Genomic DNA, 19,461 nt, shown 5'->3' with positions numbered 1-19,461 from the left:
CACGTTTATGGCATCCTTATGCCCTAAATAATCCATCGCCTAATGGAAACAATCCACATGACTACTTCTGACTATAAACCACTCGTGCTAGTCGACGGTTCTTCGTACCTTTTTCGTGCATATCATGCGCCACCTCATCTCACAAATTCGAAAGGCGAATCCACAGGTGCAATCTATGGCGTCGTAAACATGCTAAAGAGTTTGATCCGTCAATATTCGCCAGATCGCATGATCATGATCTTCGATGCTAAAGGACCAACATTCAGAAACGAAATGTATTCTGAGTACAAAGCCAATCGTCCACCGATGCCAGATGACTTAAGAACGCAAATAGAACCGTTGCACAAAATAATCAGAGCAATGGGAATTCCTCTTGTTTCAATACCGGGCGTAGAAGCCGATGATGTCATTGGGACCATTGCACAGCAACAAGCGGACTTAGGACACGATGTTTTAATAAGTACCGGTGATAAAGACATGGCGCAATTAGTTAACGATAAAGTAACGTTAATTAATACCATGACAAATACCCTATTGACCCCTGATGCGGTTGTTGAAAAATTTGGCGTCGCGCCCGAACTCATTATCGACTACCTCGCATTGATGGGAGATAAAGTTGACAATATTCCTGGTATACCAGGTGTTGGTGATAAAACGGCGGTAGCCTTATTACAGGGATTAGGCAGTATTGAAAATATCTACCAAAACTTAGATAAAGTTGCTGGTCTTGGTTTTAGAGGTTCTAAAACCATGGTCGCTAAGTTGGAAGATAATAAAGAACAACTGCAGTTATCATACGAATTAGCCACGATTAAGATGGATGTCGAACACGACTGTCCAGATGAAGCTATGACATTAGGTTCACCCGACAAGCAAAAACTCGCTGAGCTTTACGCTGAATGTGAATTTAAGCGATGGTTAAAAGAAGTTTTATCTGGTGGAGCAACCCCGCCGCCAGTCGGCCAGACCAAGCAAGATGTCACGAAAATAATCGATGAAGAAGTGAAGTCGGTTGTTATTAATCAAGAGAAATATTTAACTATCTTTACATTGGAGCAGTGGCAGCAATGTTTGGATGAAATAAATCAAGTTGGCCTAATTGCGTTTGATACAGAAACGACCTCATTAGATTATATGGAAGCTAAACTCGTTGGTTTCTCCATGGCCTATGAGTGGCAAGGGGACATCAAAGCGTTTTATGTGCCACTTGCGCATGATTATGAGGACGCGCCGGAGCAACTATCTTTAGAACGCGTATTTGACTCACTATCTGCACTTTTAATGGACAACAATGTTAAAAAGGTTGGGCAAAATCTTAAATATGATATGAATGTCCTCATTAAATACGACCTAAATATTGCAGGCATAGTAGGTGACACTATGTTGCAGTCGTATATATTTAACAGTACGGCTACCCGTCATGATATGGGGAGCCTAGCGCTAAAATATTTAGGGCATAACTGTGTCTCTTTTGAAGATATTGCCGGTAAAGGCGCGAAGCAGATCACATTTAATCAAATTGAATTAGAAAAAGCGGCACAATATGCAGCGGAAGATGCCGACATCACATTGCGCTTATTTTTCTATTTTAATGAGCAATTCGACAAAGTCCCTCGCTTAAAAGAACTTCTCGCTGACATTGAACTTGCGGTTATGCCAGTCTTAACGCAAATGGAACAAAGCGGCGTATTAATTGATGCTGATCACTTGCATGGCCTTAGTAGCGAATTTGCAATTAAACTTGAAGAATTAGAACGAAAAGCCCATGACGTTGCTGGTGAAGTATTTAATTTAGCGTCTACGAAACAACTACAAGTGATCCTATTTGATAAAATGGGCATAACGCCGCTTAAGAAAACTCCTAAGGGAGCGCCTTCAACAGCGGAAGATGTACTACAAGAATTGTCGTTGACTCATGAATTACCGAAACTAATTTTAGAACACCGTGGTTTAAGTAAGCTTAAGTCGACATACACAGACAAACTGCCTTCGATGATTAAGCCTAGCACAGGGCGCGTCCATACGTCATACCAACAAGCTGTGGCCGCGACAGGACGCTTGAGTTCAACCGATCCTAATTTGCAAAATATTCCGATTCGTAATACCAATGGTCGTCGAATAAGAGAAGCATTTATTGCCCCTGAAGGTAAGCAAATCGTCGCGATAGATTATTCGCAAATAGAACTGCGGATCATGGCGCATTTAAGTGGTGATGAATCGTTGGTTAATGCGTTTGCGAATAACCAGGATATTCATAGAGCCACGGCTTCGGAAGTGTTTGCGACACCATTTGCTGAGGTTACAAACAACCAACGACGAGCGGCTAAGGCAGTTAACTTTGGACTTATATATGGCATGTCGGCGTTTGGTCTTGCACAACAGTTAGATATTAAACGTTCTGAGGCTCAAGACTATATCGACAAATATTTTGAGCGTTTCCCTGGTGTACTAACCTATATGGAAACCACACGTCAAAATGCCGAGAAAAATGGCTTTGTTGAAACCATTTTTGGTCGTCGACTTTATTTACCAGACATTACTGCTCGTAATGTACCAAGGCGCAAAGCAGCGGAACGTGCCGCAATTAATGCGCCTATGCAAGGTACTGCGGCTGACATTATTAAATTGGCAATGATCTCTGTTAGCCAGTGGATAAAAGAAAACGCCGCCGATGATGTGAAAATGGTCATGCAAGTCCACGATGAATTAGTATTTGAAATTTCAGAAAGTAAGTTGGATATGTATGTGTCAACGTTAGTGAACCTGATGGAACAAGCAGCCTCACTCAATGTGCCATTAATTGCGGAAGCAGGGATAGGCGAGAATTGGGACCAAGCTCATTAACAAAAGATTGAACCTAGGTATAAGATAGAATTATTTTATGTAAGTAAATTACATAATTTTATTACACAACCCTTGCTTTATTAATGAGCAAATATTATGCTTTATGGCGTAGGGTACAGACGTAAGATGTTCTATCTTTCAGACCTTTTATTTCATAATATGAAATAGGCTTAAATTGCCGCCTCATCCTTTGGATGGGGCTTTTTTTTGTCTGAAATTTAGTGGGTGAGTATTATTTGTTCGTGGAGTTAATTTATTTAATCTTTAATATTTCTTTATTATCAAATAGTTATGTATTATTTAGTAATATAAACTCAGGTTTTTTAGAGTAATGACTTTACTTTTTATTTGAAAACGCTATTATAGCTACAGTCGCTCTTTGAGCAGACCCTGTTGATATTGACGAGAATTTTTATAGCCTCTCCCCTTATTGCTATGACCGGTGCCAAAAGCATCGGTTTTTTTTTGCCAAAAATAAAGTTTTACGGTTTTTACCGACAGTTATGTTATTTAACTACATTTGAAGGGCGTTTTTTAATCACTTTACAAGAAGGTAAGTGTAATCTGATCTCTCAATTACTTTGAACTACAAATTTTCCGCTCGATACTTATTATCCTTTAGGCTTCAACCTGCCACGCTGCACCACAAGCTAGCGTGGGTTTAGGCAATTTTTGCATTTCAATTCTCGTTCTAATTTTGTTCAATCTCAATGTGCAGCCAATTGACTTAACTATATTAAGTGGGATTGTTATTGGTGATATAACGCTTGGTTGAAACTCAATATAAAAAAAAGCGCCAACGTAGGCGCTTTAGAAACTGACTTAACTAGCTAATAAGATCAAAATTACTATTTATTGGTGTTTTGCTCGGCTTTTTTATCAGCAATTTTGTCGCCAAGTAATTCGTCTGCAGATAACCATTCATCTAATTTTTTAGATAACTGCGGGATACCTTGTTTTTTCAAAGATGAAAACAACTCAACAGTCACGTCTCCTTGGAATGCCAACGATGCTTCGCGAATTTTAAGCAATTCGCCTTTTTGTTTACCCGACTTAAATTTGTCGGCTTTAGTTAACAGAACTAACACAGATAATTGACTATGAACCGCCCAATGAATTAAATCTTGATCGAGTTCTTTCATCGGATGACGAATATCCATTAATACCACCAACCCTTTAAGGCAGGTTCTTTTTTCTAGGTATTCTGAAAGTGAGCGTTGCCACTTTAATTTCATCTCCAATGGTACTTTTGCATAGCCGTAACCAGGTAAGTCGACTAAACGACGGTCAGGCGCGTCCAAAGAAAAAACATTGATTAATTGTGTTCGGCCAGGTGTTTTACTGGTACGAGCCAATCCTGTTTGTTCGGTAAGTGTATTGAGTGAACTAGACTTACCGGCGTTCGAACGTCCAGCAAAGGCAACTTCGTATCCTTGATCGGCTGGCAGTTTCGAAATATCCGGTGCAGACGTTAAAAACGCCGCCTTTCTGTAGTTAATAATAGATCGTGACACAAAAATTCCTCGATTAATTTAGCCGAATGTCAGAAATTCAAAGACTTGGCCTAAAATAACCGTCTTAAGAATCTTCCACATTGTGACATTTGGTGTAGAATACGTTAATTATACTCTTTGCGTGAACTGCTTCATAGCCAAAGGAAATGAGATAACTTTAAAACAGAGAATAAAATATGAGAAATATCGCATTATCACTCACTTTGCTTTTCGGACTCATCAGTTCTGCCAATGCTGTAACCGGCGACGCTGAAGCAGGGAAAACTAAGTCAGTTACCTGTGGCGCATGTCATGGACCAGATGGTAACAGCACTTTGGCAATGTATCCAAAGATAGCAGGACAACATGCTGATTATATTTATAAACAGCTAAAAGAATTTAAATTAGGAATGGAAACCGGCGGCAAGCAAGGTCGCTACGATGTCGCGATGAGTGGTATGGCCATGCCTTTAAATGATCAAGACATGAAAGATCTTGCCGTTTATTTTTCAAATCAAACAACTAAGTCGGGTTCTACACCAGAAAATGTTGTTGAAGAAGGCGAGTCATTATATCGCGGTGGTGATATGGAACGCGGTATTCCGGCATGTATCGCATGTCATGGACCACGTGGTGTTGGTCAAAGCTTAGCGGGCTTTCCTAAAGTATCGTTTCAGCACCCTGAATACCTTAAGTTACAGCTAGAAAAATTCCGTTCTGGTGATCGTAAGAATGACATGAATGGCATGATGCAAGATATCGCTGTGAAATTAACAGACAAAGATATTGAAATATTATCTAAGTACTTGTCTGGTCTTCACTAGTCATTGTATTTAAGCTTAATCAGTATAAAACTGATTAAAGAAAAGGCGCCTCTTAGGCGCTTTTTTTATGTTTAATAACTAATGAACTATATATACGAAATGGTCATAATGGCATTTTTATTACGTGAAGCAGTATTAGACCGGTATATTGGAATAAAATTTCATTCTAAAATCAGCATATCCCACCAATATGGGGCAAAATAGGAAAAATTAGTGGAATATTTGTGAGATATATCTCAATTTTACTATGAGATAAGTCCCAAAAAATATACCGAGAATAGCTCAATCCGTTGAAATGTATAGATAAGTTAATTGGTTCATTAAATAAATGTAAAAAAATGTTAATTAAAGGTTGAGAGTTTTTGGGATAGGAGTAAATTAATCCCCGTTGCCACGCAGCGAATAAAAAAACGGATAAGTTTCAAGGAAGTCACAGTGGTGATTGCTAACAATAACTCAGGTGAGTTCACACGGAAGATTGAATAAAGTGTCATGATGACCGATAAAAAATAAAAACATATATGGACATTAAATAAAAAGAATACGGAAAATTTATCTAGTGACGAGACAAGGTGTCGTGCGTTCGGAAGGATTATCGAAGTAAAATAGGAGAGGTGCCAATATATTTTTGGCGACTGATATAAATTTAAGGCGATGGCTGTCACACTATCGCCTTTTTTATTGCCTGAAATTCAACAAACCAGTAAAATCCCCATAATATCAATTCATCTAATATTTTTTGCATTCAGTGGGAATTAATAAGTATTTGGACAAGCGATGGTTAAAAGCGCAGCTTTTTTGCGTCTAAATTCATAACTTGCGGCATAATTGCTTGTTAAACGTATGAAAAGCAAATGCTTAAAGTGTTTTATTTGTTATTCAAAGTTTAAAAAGTTTCGACCTTAAATGCTCGTGATCTGAACTGGTGATTTTGTATAACTGAATAAAAAGTATTAGATCAATTGATATAAATTATAATGTCTTCTAATCCCTCACCCGGAGTAAATAATGACTCGTCAGAAAAAAAGTAGAAAAGTTGGTCAAATTGGGATCAGAAAGCAAGAAACCCGTCCCGCAGATAAAAAAGAATCGGGTAGAAAAAAAACGCATAAGGGTCAGAAATCAGGCTCACGTAATAGTTTAGTTGATGGCAAAGTTGCTAACTCTGCTAATACAGCCGGTTCTGGGAAAAAGCTAAATAAGAAATTGGGTAGTAAAATCAAAATTGATTTAGTGCCTAAAAAGCCAGTTAAAGAAGTGGAAGTGGTTCACGGTGTACCAGGTGTTAAACTTGAAAAAATTCAACCAGTCACATTAACGCCAGCAGAAGAATTTGCTGCGCTGGAAAATGATGAGCTACTTATAGCACTTGCCGAACGTGTTGAAGCAGGTGAATTGCTGACAGGTAAGGACGCAAAGTACTTTAACCGCAATATGAATCGTTACGACGAACTCGCTGAGAAGCTTGGACTTGTAGACGATATTGATGACGAAGATGAATACGACGAAGAAGAGTACGTAGACCCATTAGAATCGCTTGGCGGTGATGAGTGGAGTGATTTGATGGATAAGGATAAGTAAGCTTACTATGTGGTATGCAGTAATCGCAGTAGCCGTTTTAGTGGTAATTGGTTTGGCATATTACGCCGGACAGTTGTTATGGCAGGTACAAGAGCAAAAAAAGCAACAACAAGCTAAACTTGAGAAGCGTAAAACCTATCTAACAGATAGTATCAAACATATCGCTTTGGCAATGCAGGCTGAGCAATGTGAATATTCTGAAGGAGTGTTGCGAATATGGGTTTTGCTTGAGCATTATAAGCGAGACGCTCAGCTCGATGCAGACTATTACACCTTATACCCAGGTTTTGCAGGTCTATATGAAATTATTAAAGATATGCCAACACATGAAGCTCGTAAAAAGCTGACTAAAAAAGAAATGGCTAAAATGGATATGACCCGTTGGCAAGCAGAGCAACAACTAGAGTCGCAAATTACCGAAGATTTAACTAAAATCATTGAAGAATTTGCAAGTTAATTTCAATTTTCTAATTGATCCTAAAAAGCAGTATTTTGGATAAATACTGCTTTTTACATTTAAGAATCAAAAAAACTGCAAACCAAGCGAAACCAAGAAAAACCAAAGACAAAACCAAGCCCAAACCAAACCAAACCCAAACCCAAACCCAAACCCAAACCCCAAAGCGCCTCCAGCTTTATTTATACCCTTTTAAAGTTGTAGTCTGCTTATTCACTTAACAACTTTAATTTATGTCTCAGACCAACGCTAGAGGGCGATTAGAAAGACGGTTTCTCATCAACTACTTGCTATGCAACTTATTTTTTGCGGCAAGCTCAATAATAGTCAACTTCAATTGGTTAAAATCGACTGGTTTTGCGACGTGTGAATCCATACCATTTAATAGGTAATAATCGACGTCTTTCTTCATAACGTTAGCGGTTAATGCAATTATTGGAATCGAAGCTTGTTTTTTATTGTCTAGGGCTCGTATGAATTTTGCCGCCTCGATCCCGTCCATTATCGGCATGTGAATATCCATTAAGATGACATCAAATGTGTCTGACTTAACTAGGGTATCGATACATTCTTGCCCATTATTAACAATGGTTATATTGGCCTTAGCGTTGGTCAACATAGTTTTTATAACAATTTGATTAATTGGGTTGTCTTCTGCAACTAATATATTAAAACCAATTAGCGTTTTACTGTCGGTAATAAGTTGAGCATCAACTTCTGTATCATTTACAGCGCCTTTTATGGCATAAAATAATTTTGATTCTAAACATGGTTTTTGCAAAATCGACTTTATCGGAAGATCTGTTGAAGCACTTTCTATTATTGATAGGTCATAAGATGAAATAACGATAAATTTAGGCAGCTTGTTAAGCTGTAATGCTAATATGGCTTCAATGATTTGTTTGCCATCCATCTCAGGTAGAGTCCAATCTAATAATACAGCATCGTAAGAATCTGGGTTATTAGATAAGTGAGCGACAGCATCTTTACCATTGTCAAAGCTCGTCACTACAGCATTCATTTTTGTTAAATGAAGTTGCAAAACATCTAATGCTAATGGGTTATCGTCAACCACTAATAGTTTTAAAGGTGGCTCATAACGCTCATCTAAATCATCGACAATAATAATATTTTTATTTTGGCGAAACACCATAGAAGCAGTAAATGTACTGCCAACACCATATTCACTTTTAACGGTGATTTCACCACCCATTAACTGACACAATCGTTGACTGATAGCCAAGCCTAAACCCGTGCCGCCAAAATTACGCGTTGTTGATGTATCTGCTTGGGTAAACGCGACAAAAAGTCCTTTACGCTGTTCAGGTGTCAGTCCGATACCAGTATCAACAACTTCAAATCGAAGTGTAATGTCACTACTGCTGTCTGTCGGATCGACAAGTTCCATATATATATTGACCGTAACAATGCCTTTGTTGGTAAATTTAATTGCGTTAGAACAGAGATTTAATAGGACTTGATTGGTCCGGACGATATCTCCTAATAGATCCGGCTTTATGTCACTCAAAATATTAATATTAAAATCTATGCCTTTTTCTTTTGCATTTTCATTAAGGGAATTATGAATAAAGTCGATCAATTTATAGATGGAAAAAGGGACGGATTCGATTGCAATATTGCCCGATTCAATCTTAGAGAAATCCAAAATATCATTAATAACAGTCATCAAGTGGTTAACTGAGGTGTCCATCTGCTTGACAAAATTACTCTGTTGTTTTGTTAATTCGGTTTCCAATAGAAGTTGAGAAAAACCATATATACCGTTTAACGGTGTTCTAATTTCATGACTCATATTGGCAAGAAACTCAGATTTTATTTGTGCAGACTTCTCTGCATTGGTAACTGCCGATTCCAGTTGGACATTCTGATCATGCAGTTGCTCCGTTTTGACTTTAACTAATTGAGTCAATTTTGTTCGCTGATTCAAAATTTGAAAAATGAGCAAGGAAACTAGTGCAGACAATGCGATGCCGGCAATCAAAATGCTCCTCAGAAGTTCAATTGATGTGTCTTCAAGTGCAACTTTTGGCAATATGATCAATTGCCATTGGCTACCTTCTACGTTTATCGTGCTTTGAAAACTTAATGGCGGCAGTTCAGTAGAGCTACGCTCGGATGCTGGGGTAAACTGTTTTTGTGGGTATTGGTAACAATTTCCGTTTTGGTCGAGAATCCTATAATTAAATTGATCTAAAGACTGTTGAATTACGTTATTGCCAAAAATATCTTCAATATGCTGGCTTGATACAATTATCCCTTCAAAAGTAGTGCTACCGTTTTCTTGCTTTTTTATAATCGGTTGCATATGTAAAAAGAAAGGTTTTGAAATAAGGCCTGGTAAAGGTCCGGAAATACTACTGATGTAAGGTTGTTGGTTTTCTATTACGCGAAAAAACCTTGGGCCTACAGGCGACTGTGGCCTTATATTACGACCATAAAAATGGTTCTGTGTAGGCTGTGGAAATGTGTATTGAACGAAGTTTAGTCGATTTTGATGGGTACTCGGAGGGGTGACAACGTTGCCATCAATAAGATCAAAAATAGCAAAGTCTGAAAATTGTGGTTGTGGGTTTTCTTTTATCTTGGCGATTGTTTCTTCTTTTTGGTCTAAATCTATAGACCGCAGAACAGAAAGCCTTCTACCGGCTGGAAACGTGGGATAAACACTTTCGATGAAATTGGAAAACTCGACATAATTTACCCAATTGGAAGATGCAAATAGATTGGCAACAGATGTAACTTGAAAAAAAGATCGATTAAACTCAGAGGATATATCTCTAGCTCGCAAGTTTGCCTGTGATTGAAATTCGACATTTGCATTCATACGCTCTTGAGCTTGCTTTAAATCATAGAGATAAAAAGTACTAGCAAGGCCCAATAAAAAGACAATTAGCGTCAATATTTTTGAGGAATGTTTTTGTAAATTAAAGTATTTCATTTAGCATTCTAATCAAATAAGTATTCAAGTGTTATTCCAATTGTTTTAGGGTGGCTTTGCGCGCATAGCCTTACCAATTCGGTAGACGTGCCCGGGACAGTCGCACGTTCACTACAAAATTGTTCATCAGTTAAGTTTTTTACCCACAAATTTAACTGGTACTGTCTGTCATGGCCAAAGGTATAATTTACATTGGTATTTAGCAATGTGACGGCCGGCTCTGAAAAGTTTGCTTGCCAAATCGTGCTATTTTCACCAGCCAATGCATGGATATGTTGTTCGACATAACTTAAGTGTAGCCGCAATTCTAATTCACTTTGAGAAAATTCAATTGTTTTCTCAATTGAGCCATTTAATGTTAATTCTGGCGCATTTGTTAGTTTGTTGCCAGCAACAACTTGGTTCTGAAACCCCACCTGTTGACTCTGCGGTAAATGGCTCACATCTAACTTAGCATCAGTCACTTCAGTATCTAACCAACCGATACCTAATTTAGCCTGTAAATTGGCGGCAATCAGCCAGTCAACTTCTACCTCAGCACCCGTTGACTTAGCTTCAGGCAAGTTAACAAGCGACGCATAAAGCTCCGCCGGATTACCTGGATTATACACTAGGTAAAACTGATAATTCTGCCAGTTGTTGGTAAAAACTGCGCCGTTAATCCGCAATCTATTGTTTAAAAACTGCGACTTCCACCCAGCTTCTAGCGTAATTAGTGTTTCAGGGAGAACGACTTTATCGAGTAATTTGTTGAATGTTATGGTTGTCGGGTTAGAATTTACCGCGCCCATTTTGAACCCCCGCGAAATTGAGGCGTATAACAAAGTGTCATCAATTATTTGATAATCAAGCGCCAGTTTGCCACCCCATTCGGAAAATGACTCATCAATATTTGCAGAGCCACCGTAGCCATTGTTCGCGATTACAAATTGGTTTAATTCTTTAAACCCAACATAATCTTGATAAATATTAAAGTTAGGATTACCTAAACTGTACCAACCCAAAGTACCTAGTGGAAAAGGGTTAGCGGGATCATCCATCATCATACCAGCGGAATTCACAGTAGGTGCTAACTCTTGATGGGTCCAGCGATAGCCGCCGGTAAACTGTAGTTTTTCCGTCAAAGATTGTGAGTATTGGCCATAAATTGATGTGGTTGTTGTATTGGTTTCAACAATTGCGGCTCGGTCAAATAAAGGGCCCCCTCCAGCATCATCGATTGCGTCATCTGGTCGGCCTTGAGTGCCGGGGTCAATATAAGCGGCCTGTGCTAGGTCGCCGGTATCTTTATTGAAGGCCAAACCAACCAACCAAGCTGATTTTTGATTGGTCGATAGCAGTTGAAATTCCTGGGATAAATTATTGGTGTCCGTTGAGTTATAAGTTAGGGCTTGGAAAATCGCTGAAGGTATATTTTGTGATCCCCAATCATCCATGCGCTCAGATTCAACGGTTTCAAACGATGTAATTGAGTTAAATTCCATTGAACTAAGTTGCCAATTAAGTTTGAAATATCCACCAAAGGCGGTGATGTCATTTCTTGGGTCGATAATACGTGACTGATTGTAAGCTAAGTCAATATTATCTATATCGATTGTGGGTTGTTCGTCTGTGCCTGAAACCAGCGTCTTCACGGCGGATATCTGATCCTGTGCACCGCCGTAAATACTCATATCTAGCTGAATATTTTGACTAAATTGATGTCGAAGATGTGCTCGAAACCCTTGTTTATTAACGTCGTTATACTCAGTATTATTACCAAGTTGTTTACTGGTCACTTGGCCGTCTGCGGTGTGATTAAAGAAGGACAGCCTAAGTCCTGTTGTGTCGTTTATAAATATATCGCTTGCGATATCAAAAAATCGACGATTAAAACTGCCGATGGAAAGCCTAGCAAAGCCGTTTAAGTCGGATTCAAGTTGAGGGGACGTGGACATAAATTTAATTGCCCCCCCAGTTGTATTTTTACCATAAAGGGTGTTTTGTGGGCCACGTAATACTTCAACGCGTTCAATATCATTTAATGTAAATGCCGCTAACATCGGGTTGTTAATTGCTACATCATCAATATAAAGGCCAACAGCAGAAACCGAGGACAAATTAAAATCATCGAGCCCTATGCCACGAATAAAATAATTATGCATACCACTGATCGCTCGGGTGGTATTTACATTTGGGATTAATTCCGCAATATCTTGGGATTGAGTGATCGACATTTTAGTCAGTTGAGCGCGGCTCAAAGTCGTAATTGAAATTGGAACTTGCTGCACCGACTCCACTCGTTTTTGGGCTGTTACTTCAATATGTTCCAGTTCGTGTTTATCCACAGCGTGAATGACATTGCAAAAAAACAATGCAGGGCAAGCAATGACGTGACGAATTCTCATGTGCGAAAAAAATCCTAGAAAATTATGAATATAAAGTATAGTTGACATTAGCAGAATAGTAAGTTGATTTGATATGCAATAATATAAAATATCTAAACTATACAACAATTTAGATATTTTATTATCGAATTTAAAATTACAGTGAGTGCAAACAAATTAGATAAAATGACACATAAGTGTTATTGATTAGCGACAATTCTATTCCTGCCTGTGTCTTTTGCTTCGTAAAGTAGCTCGTCAGCCCGATTGATTAATTGGTCAAGGCTAGCAAATACTCCGCAAGTTAAGCCGATGCTTATTGTACAAGACACATTTTGACCATTGGCATTGATCGACATCGCAGCAAGCTCAAGCCTCAAGTCTTCCAATAAATCTTCCGCTTCATCTATAGGCATTGAGCCAAAGTGGACACTAAACTCTTCGCCACCTAATCGTGCAACGAGTTGTTCAGAAAAGTGTTTGGCGAGTAGGCTGGAAACTTCTTTTAGTACAACATCGCCAACTTCGTGTCCGTAGTTGTCATTTATCGATTTAAAAAAGTCGATATCTAACATTGCTAAAGTTTGATTCTCTTTTGATTTAACTAAGTGTGCCAAAGACTCAAAAAAGTATCTTCGATTATACAAAGCCGTTAAAAAGTCGGTATTGGCTTGTCGGGTGATGGTTTCGATATTTTCAATATATTCAATATTTTGCTGAACGCGGCAATAAAACTCTTCAGGACAAAATGGTTTTTTCAAAAAGTCATTTGCACCATTTTTAATGAACTTTGCCGTTAACGACGGATTGTCAGCGCCAGAAATACCAATGATGCTAATTTCATCTTTATTGTGTATTGCTCTGATCTCGTTACAAAGCTCTAGGCCGTTCATATTTGGCATTTCTTTATCAGTAATTACAAGCTTAATGTCGGGATTGGCTTTGAGTTGTTCTAATGCTTTTGAACCACTATTTGCGGTTAACACTTTGTAGTTATGTCGCACTAACAATCGACGTAAAAAGCTAAGTGCGCTTTGAGAATCGTCTACGACAAGCACTTTAACTCTTTCGTTTTTTTGGAGTCTTAAAATTAGATTGTGCAAATAATTGTAGGCTTGTTTACTTTCTTTGGTGATGTAATCAATGATTGGCAATTTCAGCATTTTGTCGCGAATGTCATCATCTAACATACCGGTCATAACAATGCCGGGAACTTTGTTCTCAAGTAGATAATGAATTGCTTCGCCATCCGGCGCGTCCGGCAGACTGTAGTCTATTATCGCGCAAAAGAACTCATTGAGAGCAACTTTGAGGTTTTTGAGCTCTTCAAACGTTGTTGCGGTTACAGGTTCAAATCCCGCCTTTTTAACTAAAAAAGAATGCAACTGAATAATAGGTAAACTGTCTTCGACGATTAATATTTTGTTCATAGACTTAATAATTTTTACTACGCTAAGTTAGAGTTAAGCACTATAAAAAGAGAACAGCAAGGCGAAGACAAGATTAGATTGTATCGGCAGGGCAATTTCTTTTATGCGTAACCGTAAAGGTTTTTTTCCCCAAGCCATCGAGTCATTAACTGTTCGGCTTCTTTGGGAGATTCTAATACTATGTGCTTTGCAATATTTGCCGCGGTTGGAATAAGCTCTGCATCGCGCTCTATATCGGCAATTTTAAAGTCGGCGAGGCCTGTTTGTTTTGTTCCTAATATTTCCCCGGCACCACGTATTTCCAAATCCTTTTGCGCAATGACAAAGCCATCATTAGATTCGCGCAAAACGGCTAATCGTTTTTGTGCCGTCTGAGTTAAAGGCGGGTTATATAACAAAACACAGTGCGACTTTAACGCACCGCGGCCAACTCGGCCACGTAATTGGTGTAATTGCGCTAACCCTAAGCGTTCAGGGTTTTCAATTATCATTAAACTGGCATTCGGAACGTCAACGCCAACTTCAATAACGGTTGTTGCAACTAGTAGGTTGATTGCCCCTGCTTTAAACTGCTCCATTACGTGCTGTTTTTCGTCCGCTTTCATTCTTCCGTGGACAAGACCTACGGTTAGATTTGACAAGGCTTGTTGCAACTCGATAGCAATTTCTTCAGCAGCTTGGCATTGCAAAACTTCACTTTCTTCAATCAGAGTACAGACCCAATAAGCCTGTTGCCCGGTTGTTTTGCACACTTCTTCCACCCTCGCGATAACGCTATCGCGCTTCGTATTAGGCATTGCTACAGTCGTAACCGGAGTTCGACCGGGTGGTAACTCGTCAATAACCGAACAATCTAAATCGGCGTAGGCCGTCATTGCTAGCGTTCGTGGAATTGGGGTTGCGGTCATTACTAATTGATGCGGAAAGTAAGTATGACCTGCATCGTGCCAAACGCCTTTATTTCTAAGTTCAAGTCGTTGGTGAACACCAAAGCGATGTTGTTCATCAATGATGATCATGGATAGTTGGTGAAACTCAACACTGTCTTGAAATATCGCGTGGGTCCCAATGATCATTTTAGCCTGACCATTGCCAATCACTTCTAATGCGAGTTTTTTTTCAGTCGCTTTTGCCTTACCCGCAATCCACGCGACTTCGATGCCAAGAGGCGCAAACCAATTGCGGAAATTGATCCAATGTTGTTCAGCCAATATTTCAGTGGGGGCCATTAAGGCGACTTGATGACCTTGTTGAATAACACTTAAAGCTGCAAGGGCGGCGACTAACGTTTTACCCGATCCAACATCGCCTTGTACAAGTCGTAACATTGGTTGCGGAAGCGCGATATCCGCTTTAATTTGCGCAACAACTCGTTGTTGAGCGCCGGTTGGCGTAAAGGGTAATGTCGCAATAAATTGATTGTGCAGCGCATCGTTTGGCGTAAATTTGGTGGCTTTATCTGCCTGAACCTTTCGCTTGAGCGACAACATACTAATTTGGTGACTCACCAATTCCTCTAGCGCTAGACGTTGTTGTGCTGGGTGAATGCCGTCTTCTAACAAGTGATAAGGCGTGTCGACGGGTGGTCGATGGCAAAGTTCGAGTGCTTGTTTGATGGTAAATGAAAATGGCATCAAGCTTGGTTCAATAAGCTCTGTCACTTGATACTTTTGCAAACGTAGAAGGGCTTGTTCAGTGATCATGCGCAAAGTTGCTTGTTTTACCCCCTCGGTTGTGGGGTAAATTGGCGTCAACGTTTCTTCTAATTCAATAGGCGCGTCAGGGGTTATGGACTTATATTCTGGATGTATAATTTCAGGGCCACTGCGGCCACCTTTAATTTCGCCAAAACATTTTAACCACGTGCCGGGTTCGAGCTGATTTTTTTGTGCTGCACTAAAATTGAAAAATCGTAACGTCATGCCACCCGTTTTATCGGCAATTTTAACCAATAACATGCGTTTACGACCAAACTGAATTTGGCTACTGATCACCTCGCCCACAACAGATACATGAGTCCCTACAACTGTATTTGAAATGGGGACTATGCGGCTACGGTCTTCGTAACGGATCGGGAGATGGAATAGGGCATCTTCAATTGAGTAGATATGGATCTTCGTTAGTTTTTCAGCAACTTTAGGCCCTATGCCTTTTAATGTCGTTACTGGAACAGATGCTAACGAAGAAATACGCATCGTTAATTACGCTTATCAGGCATTGGTAAAGGATCGAGTTCAAACTGCTGATCGCTATGGGTAAAGTCCACACGTTTCGATTTTTGTTCCGGGCTCAATAATGCAAAACGTTGCTTCAACGTTTGATACCAATCAGGGTCTGCTGCAATTTGGCCGTATTCATCTAGTGGGGGATATGGCGTTTGTGTGCGAACACATAACTCGGCATAAATTGGATGCCCACCTTCGAACAACATTTGATGACGAATCGATTTGTCGATTCGCGACTGGTTGTACATTCCCGCTTCTCGACGTTGCCGTTGTGCTTCGTACATTATTAATGCGCCTGCAACACTGACATTGAGTGATTCAACCATGCCATACATAGGCACAACAATATGGTGGTCGGCCATTTCTAATGCCTGTTCAGAAATGCCATCCCGCTCTTGTCCTAAGATCAGTGCCGTCGGTTTTGTATAGTCGATATCACGAAAATCCACTGCTTTATCAGACAAGTTAGTAGCAAGTACTTGCATGCCTTGTTGCTTAAACTGATTAATCGCTGTTGTGGTATCAGGCTGTTCGGTTACTTTCACCCACTTTTGGCTACCAGAGGCACGGCCACCACTAAGCCACCGACTTTCGGTGGTATAAATCGCATGGATATTGTGGATGCCGACGGCATCCGCCGTACGAATTATAGCTGATAAGTTATGGGTTTTATGGACCTGCTCCATACATACTGTTAAATCTGTCTGGCGTTTATCGAGCAGATCAGTGATCCGTTTAAATCTTTCTGGGGTCATAGGAGGATTAGCAGTCTGCTAATTCTAGAATACCGTCGATTTCAATTTGTACGCCTTTTGGCAAAGCAGATACCTGAACCGCGGCTCTTGCTGGGAAAGGTTCAGCAACAAATTTGGCCATGATTTCATTTACTTTCGCAAACTGACCTAAATCAGTTAGAAAGATATTGAGCTTAACTGCGTCACCAAGTGAACTGCCGGCAGCTTCACAAACCGCTGCTAAGTTTTTAAAAACTTGCTCTGCTTGTTGTTCAAAATCTTCAGAGATCACTTCCATTGTTTCTGGTACCAACGGAATTTGACCTGACAAATATACTGTTGTGCCCGTTTTAATCGCTTGATTGTACGTGCCAATCGCCGCTGGTGCGTTGTCTGTACTGATAACTACTCGAGTCATGTTCGTTCCTTATTTATTTTCTACTGATGCGTTGAACATCTGGCATCGTTCTAAGTTTTTTAATCAATCGGGCTAAGTGGATACGGTCTTTGACCGTTACATCGGCGGTGATCACATATAAATTGGAATCTTTTTCTTCAGTGTTGATGTGTTCAACATTGGAATTACTCTTAGAAATCAAGTGAGTGACTTTCGCTAGCGCGCCCTGATGATTGATTAATTCAATTTTAAGTGTCGTGACATATTCACGGTCGGTATTTGTATCCCACTTCACTTTAAAGAATTTTGCGGGTTCTTTTTCCCAATGACGACAGTTCGGGCAGTCTTCGCGATGAATGGTAAGCCCTTTGCCTTGTGACACGTGCGCAACAATCTCATCACCGAATATAGGATGACAACATTTACTATACGTGACCAACATGCCGTGAGCGCCGGCAATTGGAGTATGATCCTTTGCCATTGTTTCGTCGTCTTGCTCGTCAGAATTTAGCAAACGGTTACAAACACTTAGCCCCATCAAATTACCTAAACCAATTTCTCGGTACAGATCATCCATTGATTTTAAATGCAGATCTTTTAATAGCTGTATTTTGTTATCTTCTTCAATATCTTCGATATTGAGTTCGCCCAATGCTGAATTTAGCAGACGTTTGCCTAAATTAATGGCTTCGTTACGACGTTGGTGCTTGAGGTAATTTCTGATCCCCAAGCGCGCTTTGGCGGTTGTTACAAAGTTGAGCCAAGTGGCATTCGGCTTACCGTTTTTGGAGGTCATAACCTCAACAGTTTGGCCAGAATCTAATGCTTTACTTAACGGATGATGTTTGCGGTCAACTTTAGCGCCGATACATGTATTACCGACATCGGTATGTACACTGTAGGCAAAATCTACAGGCGTTGCCCCCATAGGTAATTCATGAATTTTACCATCAGGAGTAAAGACATAAATTTCTTCAGGGAATAAATCTGTTTTTACGTTTTCAATAAATTCAAATGACGAACCTGCGCTTTGCTGCAACTCTAATAAGCTTTGCATCCATTGGCGCGCACGTTGTTGCGATGTATTGCCTGTGGTTTCACCTTCACCTTTATATGCCCAATGTGCAGCAACACCTCGGTCAGCTAACTGATCCATCTCACTTGTACGAATTTGTATTTCAATTGGAATGCCATGAGGACCAACCAAAGAGGTATGCAGTGACTGATAACCATTGGTTTTTGGGATCGCAATATAGTCTTTAAAACGAGTTTCAATAGGTTTATAAAGATTATGCATTACGCCGATGACACGGTAACACGTGTCGATGTCGTTAACGACAATTCGGAAGGCATAAATGTCCATGACTTCGTTGAACATCAGTTCTTTGTTCAACATTTTCCGATAAATACTAAATAAATGTTTCTCGCGACCCAGCACATTGCCAGCAATCGCAACTTCTTGGAGTCGGGTTTCAATTTCTTCCTGAATATTCTGAATGATTTCTTTACGATTGCCGCGGGCTTGTTTTACCGCAGCGGATAAGGCCCGCGCACGCATTGGATACAGGGCTTGAAAACCAAGATTTTCCAATTCGTTTTTAAATTCGTGAATACCCAAGCGATTAGCAATTGGCGCGTAGATTTCTAATGTTTCTTTGGCGATGCGACGTTTTTTCTCAGGTTTTAGTGATCCTAAAGTACGCATGTTGTGCGTTCTGTCTGCCAATTTAATTAATATGACTCGAATATCTTGAGTCATCGCCATGATCATTTTTCGAAAATTTTCGGCTTGGAATTCTTTTTTGTCTTTAAAATGAAGTTTGTCGAGTTTAGAAACACCTTCAACTAAATCGGCAATGGTATCGCCAAATTCGCCAGCTAACTCTTCTTTGGTTACTGGTGTATCTTCGATAACATCGTGCATTAACGCTGCGGCTAATGTTTCATGATCAAGACGCATGTCTGCAAGTAGCACTGTGACAGCCACAGGGTGGGTGATATATGGATCGCCACTCGAACGCATTTGGCCTTCGTGCGCATCTCGCGCAACAACATAGGCACGCTGAATGATTTTAACTTGCTCGGTCGGCAAGTATTCGCAGATCTTTTGTTTTAAGCCTTCAAATAAGTACACTAATTAATCAGTTCAAA

General features: G+C 39.8%; 12 protein-coding genes. 4 read left to right on the top strand and 8 right to left on the bottom strand.

The window, feature by feature from the left end; all coding sequences use genetic code 11:
* Window positions 1–57: 57 nt before the first annotated feature.
* The gene (gene polA, locus KO525_RS03950) at window positions 58–2,844 is read left to right on the top strand and encodes a DNA polymerase I (RefSeq protein WP_215962490.1); all 2,787 of its coding nucleotides are present in this window, start codon (window positions 58–60) and stop codon (window positions 2,842–2,844) included.
* An 848-nt stretch (window positions 2,845–3,692) separates the two neighbouring features.
* Here the strand turns inward: polA and yihA are convergent.
* Complete coding sequence (gene yihA / locus KO525_RS03945; protein ID WP_215962629.1) at window positions 3,693–4,346, bottom strand: ribosome biogenesis GTP-binding protein YihA/YsxC; 654 nt, start codon at window positions 4,344–4,346, stop codon at window positions 3,693–3,695.
* 188 nt (window positions 4,347–4,534) lie between these two features.
* On the opposite strand from yihA, the gene KO525_RS03940 reads away from it, so the two are divergent.
* The 3 genes from KO525_RS03940 (at window position 4,535) to KO525_RS03930 (ending at window position 7,199) form a co-directional block, all read left to right on the top strand.
* A complete protein-coding gene (locus KO525_RS03940; RefSeq protein ID WP_215962489.1) occupies window positions 4,535–5,161 on the top strand; it encodes a cytochrome c in 627 nt (208 codons plus the stop codon).
* Window positions 5,162–6,169: 1,008 nt separating this feature from the next.
* Window positions 6,170–6,742 (top strand): Der GTPase-activating protein YihI, encoded by a 573-nt coding sequence (gene yihI / locus KO525_RS03935; protein ID WP_215962488.1) that lies wholly within the window; start codon window positions 6,170–6,172, stop codon window positions 6,740–6,742.
* A 7-nt stretch (window positions 6,743–6,749) separates the two neighbouring features.
* Complete coding sequence (locus KO525_RS03930; RefSeq protein WP_215962487.1) at window positions 6,750–7,199, top strand: DUF2489 domain-containing protein; 450 nt, start codon at window positions 6,750–6,752, stop codon at window positions 7,197–7,199.
* 283 nt (window positions 7,200–7,482) lie between these two features.
* On the opposite strand, the gene KO525_RS03925 is transcribed toward KO525_RS03930, so the two are convergent.
* From KO525_RS03925 to spoT, 7 genes are all read right to left on the bottom strand, one after another.
* Window positions 7,483–10,158 (bottom strand): response regulator, encoded by a 2,676-nt coding sequence (locus KO525_RS03925; RefSeq protein ID WP_215962486.1) that lies wholly within the window; start codon window positions 10,156–10,158, stop codon window positions 7,483–7,485.
* Between the two features lie 8 nt (window positions 10,159–10,166).
* Window positions 10,167–12,545 carry a TonB-dependent receptor gene (locus KO525_RS03920; protein ID WP_215962485.1) on the bottom strand — a complete coding sequence of 793 codons (2,379 nt, stop codon included), beginning with the start codon at window positions 12,543–12,545 and terminating at the stop codon, window positions 10,167–10,169.
* A 179-nt stretch (window positions 12,546–12,724) separates the two neighbouring features.
* Window positions 12,725–13,954, bottom strand: coding sequence for a diguanylate cyclase (locus KO525_RS03915; protein WP_215962484.1), 1,230 nt, complete (start codon window positions 13,952–13,954; stop codon window positions 12,725–12,727).
* Between the two features lie 101 nt (window positions 13,955–14,055).
* Complete coding sequence (gene recG / locus KO525_RS03910) at window positions 14,056–16,149, bottom strand: ATP-dependent DNA helicase RecG (protein ID WP_215962483.1); 2,094 nt, start codon at window positions 16,147–16,149, stop codon at window positions 14,056–14,058.
* A gap of 2 nt (window positions 16,150–16,151) precedes the next feature.
* Window positions 16,152–16,934 (bottom strand): tRNA (guanosine(18)-2'-O)-methyltransferase TrmH, encoded by a 783-nt coding sequence (gene trmH, locus KO525_RS03905; protein ID WP_215962482.1) that lies wholly within the window; start codon window positions 16,932–16,934, stop codon window positions 16,152–16,154.
* 7 nt (window positions 16,935–16,941) lie between these two features.
* Entirely contained in the window at window positions 16,942–17,331 is a 390-nt protein-coding gene (locus KO525_RS03900) for a RidA family protein (RefSeq protein ID WP_215962481.1), read from the bottom strand.
* 13 nt (window positions 17,332–17,344) lie between these two features.
* Window positions 17,345–19,444 carry a bifunctional GTP diphosphokinase/guanosine-3',5'-bis pyrophosphate 3'-pyrophosphohydrolase gene (gene spoT, locus KO525_RS03895; protein WP_215962480.1) on the bottom strand — a complete coding sequence of 700 codons (2,100 nt, stop codon included), beginning with the start codon at window positions 19,442–19,444 and terminating at the stop codon, window positions 17,345–17,347.
* Between the last annotated feature and the right edge of the window lie 17 nt (window positions 19,445–19,461).

Source organism: Psychrosphaera sp. B3R10 (genome assembly GCF_018861025.1).
Classification (GTDB): Bacteria; Pseudomonadota; Gammaproteobacteria; order Enterobacterales; family Alteromonadaceae; genus Psychrosphaera; species Psychrosphaera algicola.
This window is presented reverse-complemented; position numbering and strand designations above follow the sequence as displayed.

What these genes read in the sequence shown, in the direction of transcription:
- polA (WP_215962490.1), top strand. Translation starts at nt 58, where the DNA reads ATGACTACTTCTGACTATAAACCACTCGTGCTAGTCGACGGTTCTTCG.
- KO525_RS03940 (WP_215962489.1), top strand. Translation starts at nt 4,535, where the DNA reads ATGAGAAATATCGCATTATCACTCACTTTGCTTTTCGGACTCATCAGT.
- yihI (WP_215962488.1), top strand. Translation starts at nt 6,170, where the DNA reads ATGACTCGTCAGAAAAAAAGTAGAAAAGTTGGTCAAATTGGGATCAGA.
- KO525_RS03930 (WP_215962487.1), top strand. Translation starts at nt 6,750, where the DNA reads ATGTGGTATGCAGTAATCGCAGTAGCCGTTTTAGTGGTAATTGGTTTG.
- KO525_RS03925 (WP_215962486.1), bottom strand. Translation starts at nt 10,158, where the DNA reads ATGAAATACTTTAATTTACAAAAACATTCCTCAAAAATATTGACGCTA.
- KO525_RS03920 (WP_215962485.1), bottom strand. Translation starts at nt 12,545, where the DNA reads ATGAGAATTCGTCACGTCATTGCTTGCCCTGCATTGTTTTTTTGCAAT.
- KO525_RS03915 (WP_215962484.1), bottom strand. Translation starts at nt 13,954, where the DNA reads ATGAACAAAATATTAATCGTCGAAGACAGTTTACCTATTATTCAGTTG.
- recG (WP_215962483.1), bottom strand. Translation starts at nt 16,149, where the DNA reads ATGCGTATTTCTTCGTTAGCATCTGTTCCAGTAACGACATTAAAAGGC.
- trmH (WP_215962482.1), bottom strand. Translation starts at nt 16,934, where the DNA reads ATGACCCCAGAAAGATTTAAACGGATCACTGATCTGCTCGATAAACGC.
- KO525_RS03900 (WP_215962481.1), bottom strand. Translation starts at nt 17,331, where the DNA reads ATGACTCGAGTAGTTATCAGTACAGACAACGCACCAGCGGCGATTGGC.